This window comes from Arthrobacter pasteuri (genome assembly GCF_054510955.1).
This window is the reverse complement of the sequence record NZ_JBTNDO010000006.1, coordinates 60658-68154: the sequence shown is the minus strand read 5'-3', so window position 1 is coordinate 68154 and position 7497 is coordinate 60658. Positions and strand designations below refer to the sequence as shown.

Here is a 7497-nt window from a genome sequence, read left to right as displayed (position 1 = left end):
TTCCTGTTGGTCGGGAGGGGCTGGGCCCCGGTGACAGACGGAGTTGTTTTGGTCGCCACCGGGGCCGTCTGCTCTTCCCCCGACCGACCAGAAAGACCAGGATGCCCCTGTCCTCCATAGTGTCCCTGCCCCTGCTGCCGACGCCCCGTCCCGGCAGCGACGGCTCCGATCCCACCTTCGTGGCCGGGGATCCGGGTGGCAATGTCGTCCGGCGCAGCGTCCTCCCCGGTGGAGTCCGGGTGCTGACCGAGGCGATGCCGGGGCAGCGTTCGGCGACGATCGGGTTCTGGGTCGGCGTCGGCTCCCGGGACGAGGCCGAGGGCCAGCACGGCTCCACCCACTTCCTCGAGCACCTGCTGTTCAAGGGCACCGAGCGCCGCAGCGCCATGGACATCGCGTCGGCCTTCGACGAGGTCGGCGGCGAGTCCAATGCCGCGACGGCGAAGGAGAACACCTGCTACTACGCGAGGGTGCTCGACTCCGACCTGCCGATGGCCATCGACGTCATCGCGGACATGGTCACCTCCGCGGTCCTCGATCCCGACGAGCTGGAGCAGGAGCGGGACGTGATCCTCGAGGAGATCGCGATGGACAGCGACGACCCGGCCGATGTAGCCCACGAGAAATTCGTCGAGCTGGTGTTGGGGGACCACCCGCTCGGACGCCCGATCGGCGGTACCCCCGAGGCCATCCGGGCCGTGCCCCGGGACTCCGTCCTCGCCCACTACCGGCGGTACTACACGCCTGCGGAACTGGTCGTGACCGCGGCCGGCGGACTGGACCACGACGTCGTCTGCCGGCTCGTGCAGGAAGCCCTCGTGTCCGCCGGGTGGGTGCTCGAGGAGGGGGCCCTGCCCGTTCCCCGCCGTGCTGCCACCGAGGTCCCTGTCCGGGGTGCTACGGGCGTGCACGTGATCCGCAGGGCGGTGGAGCAGTCGAACATCCTCATCGGCTGCCCGTCCCTCACCGCGACGGACGAGCGCCGCTTCGCCATGAGCGTCCTCAACGCCGTCCTGGGCGGCGGCATGTCCTCCCGCCTGTTCCAGGAGGTCCGCGAGAAGCGCGGCCTCGTGTACTCCACCTACTCCTTCTCCGCCGCTTACGCCGACGCAGGTTACTTCGGCATGTACGCGGGGTGCTCACCGGCCAAGACGGGACAGGTCATCGACCTCCTCGGCGCGGAACTGGACCGGCTGGCAGCGGACGGCATCGACGCCGAGGAACTGCGCAAGGCGATCGGACAGCTCTCCGGCGGGCTGGTCATGGCACTCGAGGACAGCAGCTCCCGCATGTCGCGGCTGGGCCGGTCGGAGCTGGTGTCCGGCGAGTTCGTCGACATGGATGCCTCCCTCGACCGCATCCGGTCCGTGACGGCGGAGGAGGTCCAGGCGCTGGCGCGGGAGCTCGCGGGCGCCCCGCGGACCACCGTCGTCGTCGGACCGTTCGACTCCGATGCCGACTTCGCTCGCTAGGGCGGCTCGACCGGCGGTCGACCGGCGCTAACCGCCGGCGAAGGGCGGGAGGATGTCCAGAACGTCGCCGTCGCGCAGGACGGTCGACGGGTCGCGGAGCGCGATCTCGTTCAGCAGGAAGCTGCTGCGGTCCAGGACCTTCGCGAGCGACGGCCCGCCCGGCACGGCGGGACGTCCCCGCAGGTCGGCCAGCACGACGGCGAGGGTGCGCCCGCCCGGCAGGCGCTCCTCATCGACGCCCGATGCGGCCTTGGCCGCTCCGAAGAACCTCACGAGCACATCAGCCACCGATAGCACTCATCGATCGGTCCGGCTGGACGAAGTCCACGGCGCCGAGGCCCGTGTGGTCCATCCCGTGGGCCCGGGGCTTGAGCCACATGGCGTCGCGCCAGCGCTGGGCCACGGCCGCGTCTCCCGCATCGGACCGCAGCAGGTCCCTCAGGTCCGTTTCCTCGCGCGAGAACAGGCAGCTCATGACCTTGCCCTCCGCGGTGACGCGCGTGCGGCGGCAGTCCGCGCAGAACGGCTCGGTCACCGACGCGATGATGCCCACCGTGCCGAGGACGACATCGGGGGCGGACCTGGCCCGCACCTCCCACCGCTCGGCGGGGGCGCCGTCGCGGTTGCGGGGATCAGGGGTCAGGACGAAGCGGGTCTCGACGAGCTCGCGCATCTCGGCGGCCGTCACCATGCCCTCCCGGGTCCAGCCGTGATCGGCGTCGAGGGGCATCTGCTCGATGAACCGCAGTTCGAAGCCCCGCGCCACCGCCCACTCCACGAGGTCGGGCGCTTCGTGGTCGTTGATGCCGCGCATCAGCACCGCGTTGATCTTGACGAGCCCGAGGCCGGCATCGGCGGCCGCCTCGATGCCCCGCAGCACGCGGTCGAGGAACGGCCGGCGGGTCAGCTGGGCGAAGGTCCCGGGGTGCAGGGAATCCATGGAGACATTGATGCGCGTGAGCCCGGCCTCCTTCAGCTGGACAGCGCGGCGGTCGAGGCCCAGCGCGTTGGTCGTCATCGAGATGGGCAGCTCCGGGTGGGCGGCGCGGATGTCCCGGATGATGTCGAGCAGGTCGGCCCGGACCAGCGGCTCCCCGCCCGTGAGCCGCAGCTCCCGGATCCCGAGCTCGTCGACGCCGATTCGGACCAGACGCACGATCTCGGCACGGGACAGGACCTGGTCCTTCTGGAGCCAGTTGAGGCCCTCCGCAGGCATGCAGTAGGTGCAGCGCAGGTTGCACTTGTCCGTGAGGGACAGGCGCATGTCCGTCGCCTGCCTGCCGTGGGCGTCCACGAGACCGGAGGCCTGAGCCCCGCGGGCGGGTCCCGGCATTCCCAGTTGGATTCCCATGGAACGAGCCTACGCCCTCCGCGGCCGGCGGCCCTAGCCGTGGCGCTGCACGGCGCCGTCTTCCGCAGCCCGCCCGGACAGGGTAGGGACGGGACAGGGTAGGGACGGGGCAGGGTAGGGACACGGTAGGGACGGGGTACGGCAGGGACGGGGTACGGCAGGGACGGGGCACGGCTCCGCGCCCGGCCGGGGAACCGGGGTGTTCCGGCGCTCGTGTAACAGGAGGATCGTCCCAGCCCGGTATCGTGCCGTCGCCGGGGCCCGGCGAAAGGCAGGAATGATGCGGCGGCGGACATGGGCAGCGGCGTCAGGAGCCCTCGCGGTGGGTCTGGGCGTGATCGCCGGAGAACTGGCGGCAGCCGCCCTGAGCCCCTCCGTCACCCCGGTCAGCGCGGTCGGTTCGTCCGTGATCGATCTCCTGCCCCCGGGGGTGAAGGACTGGGCCATCGCCTGGTTCGGCACCGCGGACAAGGCCGTCCTCCTGGTCACGATCGCCGTCCTCATCACCGGGATCGCCGTCGCCGCCGGTGTGCTCGAGTACCGCCGCGCCTTCACGGGACGGGCGATCGTCATCGGGTTCGGAATCGTCGGGGTGATCGCGGTGGCATCGCGCCCGCAGTCCTCCCTCGTGTCCTTCGCAGGGCCGGTCATCGCCGCGGTGGTGGCGGTGCTCGTCCTGGGCGCCCTGGTGCGGGCGCTCCGCGCGTGGACCCGGAGCGACACCCGGGCGGGAACCGACGACGGGGACGCCTCCCCGGCCCGCCGCCGGTTCCTGCAGGGAGCCGGGGGAGCCGCCGTCGTCGCAGCCGCCGCGGGGACCGCTGCAACGGGCGTGCGGTCATCGCAGTCCACCGTCACGGGGCAGCGCGCATCGATCACCCTTCCTGCGCCCACGGAGACCGCTGTCCCCCCGCCGGAGGGATCGTTCGTACCGGAGGGAGCGGACCTGGACATCGACGGACTGAGCGACCTCGTGACGGCGTCCGACGACTTCTACCGCATCGACACGGCCCTCGTGGTGCCCGTCGTGGACGTAGCACGCTGGTCCCTGAGAATCACGGGGCTCGTGGAGCGCGAGGTCGTGATCACGTTCGACGAGTTGCTCGCGCTGCCCCTGATCGAGCGCCACGTCACGCTCGCGTGCGTGTCGAACCCCGTGGGCGGGGACCTGACGGGCAGCGCGCGCTGGCTCGGCTTTCCGGTCCGGGAGCTGCTCGCACGGGCAGGAGTGCGTCCCGAAGCGGACATGGTCCTCTCGCGGAGCGTGGACGGTTTCACCGCGGGCACACCGCTCGAAGCCCTGACGGACGGGCGGGACGCCCTCCTCGCGGTCGGCATGAACGGAGAGCCCCTGCCCATCGAGCACGGCTTCCCGGTCCGGCTCGTGGTCCCGGGACTCTACGGCTTCGTGTCCGCGACCAAATGGTTGGAGGAGCTCAAGGTCACCCGCTTCGCCGACGACGCGGCGTACTGGTCCACGCGCGGCTGGTCCGAGCGGGGCCCGGTGAAGACCTCGTCCCGCATCGACGTCCCGCGGGCGAGCGCGAGCGTTCCCGCCGGCGACGTCGTCGTCGGGGGAGTCGCCTGGGCGCAGCACCGGGGGATCGGGGCGGTCGAGGTGCGGGTGGACGGCGGCGCCTGGCAGCGCGCGACCCTCGCCCGGCCCATCTCCGCCGACACCTGGTGCCAATACAGCGCCACCCTGCAGTTGGGCGCGGGCCGGCACACTGTGCAAGCCCGCGCCACGGACCGGAGGGGCGGGGTGCAGTCCGACGCCGTCGTGGACCCTGCCCCGGACGGCGCCGAGGGACTGCACACGGTAACGTTCACGGTGACCTAGGCCACCCCGGGCCTCCTGGACCTGCTGGACCTGGCGTGCCCGGACGAGGACCTGCGCGACGACGTGCGCGCTGACGTGCGCGACGATGTGCAGGATCGACCGGGCGGCGCGTCACGAGGCCCGGCCGATGCCCGAAAGGCAGGAATGAGAAGAACCGTCGTCGAACACCAGGCCGCCGTCGCCGGGCTCCTGCGCAGCGGATACCACGCCGGCCGCCCGGAGGTGCTCCCTCTCGCCGACGCGCTCGGCCGGGCCCTGGCCGAGGACGTGCGGGCGCCGGTGAGCCTGCCACCGTTCGACAACTCGCAGATGGACGGGTATGCGGTCCATGCCGCCGATCTCGCCGGCCCGTCCGGGCTGGTGGTGGCAGATGCCATCCCCGCGGGGTCCGTTCCGCCCGCCCTGGAGCGCGGTACGGCAGCGCCGATCATGACGGGCGCGATGCTGCCTGCCGGTGCTGCCGCCGTCGTCCCGATCGAGCGCGCGGATCCTCCCCGGTTCTACTCCGCCGCAGACCGCGCGGGCGGCGTGATCGTGTCACTTCCGCCTGGCGTCGAGGCCGGACGGTTCGTGCGCCGGGCCGGCAGCGACATCGCCGAGGGCGAGACCGCGCTCCCGGCGGGGACGCTGCTCGGGCCGGCGCAGCTGGGGCTGCTCGCGGCCTGCGGGGTGGGCACGGTCCCCGTCCGCCGGCGCTTCCGTGTGCTGCTCCTCTCCACGGGCGACGAGGTCGCCGAACCCGGCTCGACGCTCGCTCCAGGCACCATCTACGACGCCAACACCACGCTGCTCGAGGCAGCCCTGCGTGACGCCGGGGCCGATGTCGCCCGCCACCGGCTCCTCGGCGACGACCCCGCCGTCCTCCGGGACGCGTTCGGCGCCATCCCGCCCGGCAGCACCGACCTCGTGCTCAGCACGGGTGGGATCAGCCAGGGAGCGTACGAGGTGGTCAAACAGGCCCTGGCCGACAGCAGCGTGGAGTTCTGCTCGGTCGCCCTGCAGCCCGGCGGACCGCAGGCCTGCGGCACCATCTCCGGCGTGCCGTTCCTCGGGTTCCCCGGCAACCCGGTGAGCGCCCTGGTCTCCTTCGAGATGTTCCTCCGCCCGGTCCTCTCCCGGCTGACCGGGTCCCCGGGTCCCCGCCTCGTCCTGGACGCCGTCCTGGTCGAGGACGTCCGGAGCCCGGAGGCCAAGCACCAGGTCCGGCGCGGCCTCTACCGGGACGGCAGGGTGCAACTGGTGGGCGGCCCGGACTCCCACCTGCTGCACGCCCTGGCGGCGTCCAACTGTCTCGTCCACCTGCCCGAGGGTGTCGGGTCGCTGACGGTGGGGAACTCCGTCGAGGTCACGCTCATCGGGCCGGTACCGCCGGATCCCACCGCTGCCGAGGACATGCCCGTCACCGGGCAGGCAGTTCCTGATTGAATGGACCCCGCAGAAAGGATCCCATCGTGAACCCATCCTCCGCCGAGGGGCTGTCCCACGTCCGCGCGGACGGCACCGCCCACATGGTCGACGTCTCCGGGAAGCAGGCCACCACCCGCCAGGCCGTGGCGGAAGCAACCCTCGAGACCACGCCCGACGTCGTCGCCCTCATCACCGAGGGCAGCCTGCCCAAGGGCGACGCCCTCGCCGTCGCGCGCGTCGCGGGCATCATGGCCGCGAAGCAGACCTCCATGCTCATCCCGCTGTGCCACCCCCTCCCGCTCGCCAAGGTGACGGTGGACTTCGAACCCGACGGCGGCACCGTCCGGATCGTCGCCCTCGTCAAGACCACCGCGCTCACCGGCGTCGAGATGGAGGCCCTGACCGCGGCGTCGGTGGCGGCGCTGACCCTGTACGACATGATCAAGGCCGTGGACAAACGCGCCGTCATCAACGGCACGCGCGTGGTATCGAAGTCCGGCGGCAAGAGTGGAGACTGGAGCGTATGACAACCCTCCGCCCCGCCGCCGTGGTCATCGCCTCCACCCGCGCCGCCGCCGGCACCTACGAGGACGAGTGCGGGCCGGCCATCGCGGACTGGCTCTACCAGCACGGCTTCGGCGTCGCCAACGCCGTCGTGGTTCCCGACGGTGACGCCGTGGGATCGGCGATCGGCGCCGCCCTGGAGGCCCGGCCGGCTGTGCTCATCACGAGCGGAGGGACGGGGCTGAGCCCCGACGACACCACGCCGGAACAGACCGCGCCCTACCTCTCACGCAGCCTCCCCGGCATCATGGAGTCGATCCGCCGCGCAGGCGCCGAGAAGGTCCCGACCGCCGTCCTCAGCCGCGGCCTCGCCGGCACGGCCGGCTCGACCTTCGTGGTCAACCTGCCGGGTTCGCCCGGAGGCGTCCGCGACGGACTGGCCGTCCTCTCACCCCTCATCGACCACATCTGCTCCCAGCTGGAGGGCTCCCATGACCACCGGTGAAGTCGTCCACGCAGCCGTCGCGGACACCCCTATCACGCCCGACCAGGCGCATGCCGGCGTCGACTCCCCGCGCTGCGGAGCCATCGTCGGCTTCAGCGGCGTCGTGCGGAACCACGACGGCGGACGGGACGTGGTGTCCCTGGCCTACTCCGCGCATCCGAGCGCCGAGCGCATCATCCGAGAGGTGGCCGAGGAGATCGCCTCCCGCCATGACGGCGTCCGGATCTGGGTCGCCCACCGCGTCGGTCCCCTCGCGATCGGCGACCAGGCGCTCGTCGCCGCCGTCGGTGCGGCGCACCGCGGCGAGGCGTTCCGGGCGTGCTCGGACCTCGTCGACCTGGTCAAGGAACGCGTCCCCATCTGGAAGGAGCAGTTCTTCACCGACGGCAGCGTGGAATGGGTCGGCGCGGGGGCCTGA

8 protein-coding genes are annotated in these 7497 nt (G+C 72.1%); 6 read left to right on the top strand and 2 right to left on the bottom strand.

The genetic code is table 11. The annotated features are described in order from the left end of the window. Positions 1–101 precede the first annotated feature (101 nt). On the top strand, positions 102–1472 hold the full coding sequence (locus tag ACX80H_RS16420) for a M16 family metallopeptidase (protein WP_459314472.1): 1371 nt from the start codon (positions 102–104) through the stop codon (positions 1470–1472). A 27-nt stretch (positions 1473–1499) separates the two neighbouring features. Here ACX80H_RS16420 and ACX80H_RS16415 read toward each other — a convergent pair whose 3' ends face one another. Next, complete coding sequence (locus ACX80H_RS16415; RefSeq protein ID WP_459314478.1) at positions 1500–1751, bottom strand: MoaD/ThiS family protein; 252 nt, start codon at positions 1749–1751, stop codon at positions 1500–1502. A 1-nt stretch (position 1752) separates the two neighbouring features. Next, positions 1753–2823, bottom strand: coding sequence for a GTP 3',8-cyclase MoaA (moaA, locus tag ACX80H_RS16410; protein WP_459314471.1), 1071 nt, complete (start codon positions 2821–2823; stop codon positions 1753–1755). A 280-nt stretch (positions 2824–3103) separates the two neighbouring features. Here moaA and ACX80H_RS16405 point away from each other — a divergent pair, with 280 nt between their 5' ends. The 5 genes from ACX80H_RS16405 (at position 3104) to ACX80H_RS16385 (ending at position 7497) form a co-directional block, all read left to right on the top strand. Beyond that, complete coding sequence (locus tag ACX80H_RS16405; RefSeq protein WP_459314470.1) at positions 3104–4663, top strand: molybdopterin-dependent oxidoreductase; 1560 nt, start codon at positions 3104–3106, stop codon at positions 4661–4663. A 144-nt stretch (positions 4664–4807) separates the two neighbouring features. Beyond that, on the top strand, positions 4808–6088 hold the full coding sequence (locus tag ACX80H_RS16400; protein WP_459314469.1) for a molybdopterin molybdotransferase MoeA: 1281 nt from the start codon (positions 4808–4810) through the stop codon (positions 6086–6088). Between the two features lie 26 nt (positions 6089–6114). Then, positions 6115–6597, top strand: coding sequence for a cyclic pyranopterin monophosphate synthase MoaC (gene moaC / locus ACX80H_RS16395; protein ID WP_459314468.1), 483 nt, complete (start codon positions 6115–6117; stop codon positions 6595–6597). Continuing rightward, on the top strand, positions 6594–7079 hold the full coding sequence (locus tag ACX80H_RS16390) for a MogA/MoaB family molybdenum cofactor biosynthesis protein (protein ID WP_459314467.1): 486 nt from the start codon (positions 6594–6596) through the stop codon (positions 7077–7079). The genes moaC and ACX80H_RS16390 overlap by 4 nt, the downstream gene beginning before the upstream one ends. Further along, positions 7066–7497, top strand: coding sequence for a molybdenum cofactor biosynthesis protein MoaE (locus ACX80H_RS16385; protein WP_459314465.1), 432 nt, complete (start codon positions 7066–7068; stop codon positions 7495–7497). The genes ACX80H_RS16390 and ACX80H_RS16385 overlap by 14 nt, the downstream gene beginning before the upstream one ends.

What these genes read in the sequence shown, in the direction of transcription:
- ACX80H_RS16420 (WP_459314472.1), top strand. Translation starts at nt 102, where the DNA reads ATGCCCCTGTCCTCCATAGTGTCCCTGCCCCTGCTGCCGACGCCCCGT.
- ACX80H_RS16400 (WP_459314469.1), top strand. Translation starts at nt 4,808, where the DNA reads ATGAGAAGAACCGTCGTCGAACACCAGGCCGCCGTCGCCGGGCTCCTG.
- moaA (WP_459314471.1), bottom strand. Translation starts at nt 2,823, where the DNA reads ATGGGAATCCAACTGGGAATGCCGGGACCCGCCCGCGGGGCTCAGGCC.
- ACX80H_RS16405 (WP_459314470.1), top strand. Translation starts at nt 3,104, where the DNA reads ATGCGGCGGCGGACATGGGCAGCGGCGTCAGGAGCCCTCGCGGTGGGT.
- ACX80H_RS16385 (WP_459314465.1), top strand. Translation starts at nt 7,066, where the DNA reads ATGACCACCGGTGAAGTCGTCCACGCAGCCGTCGCGGACACCCCTATC.
- ACX80H_RS16390 (WP_459314467.1), top strand. Translation starts at nt 6,594, where the DNA reads ATGACAACCCTCCGCCCCGCCGCCGTGGTCATCGCCTCCACCCGCGCC.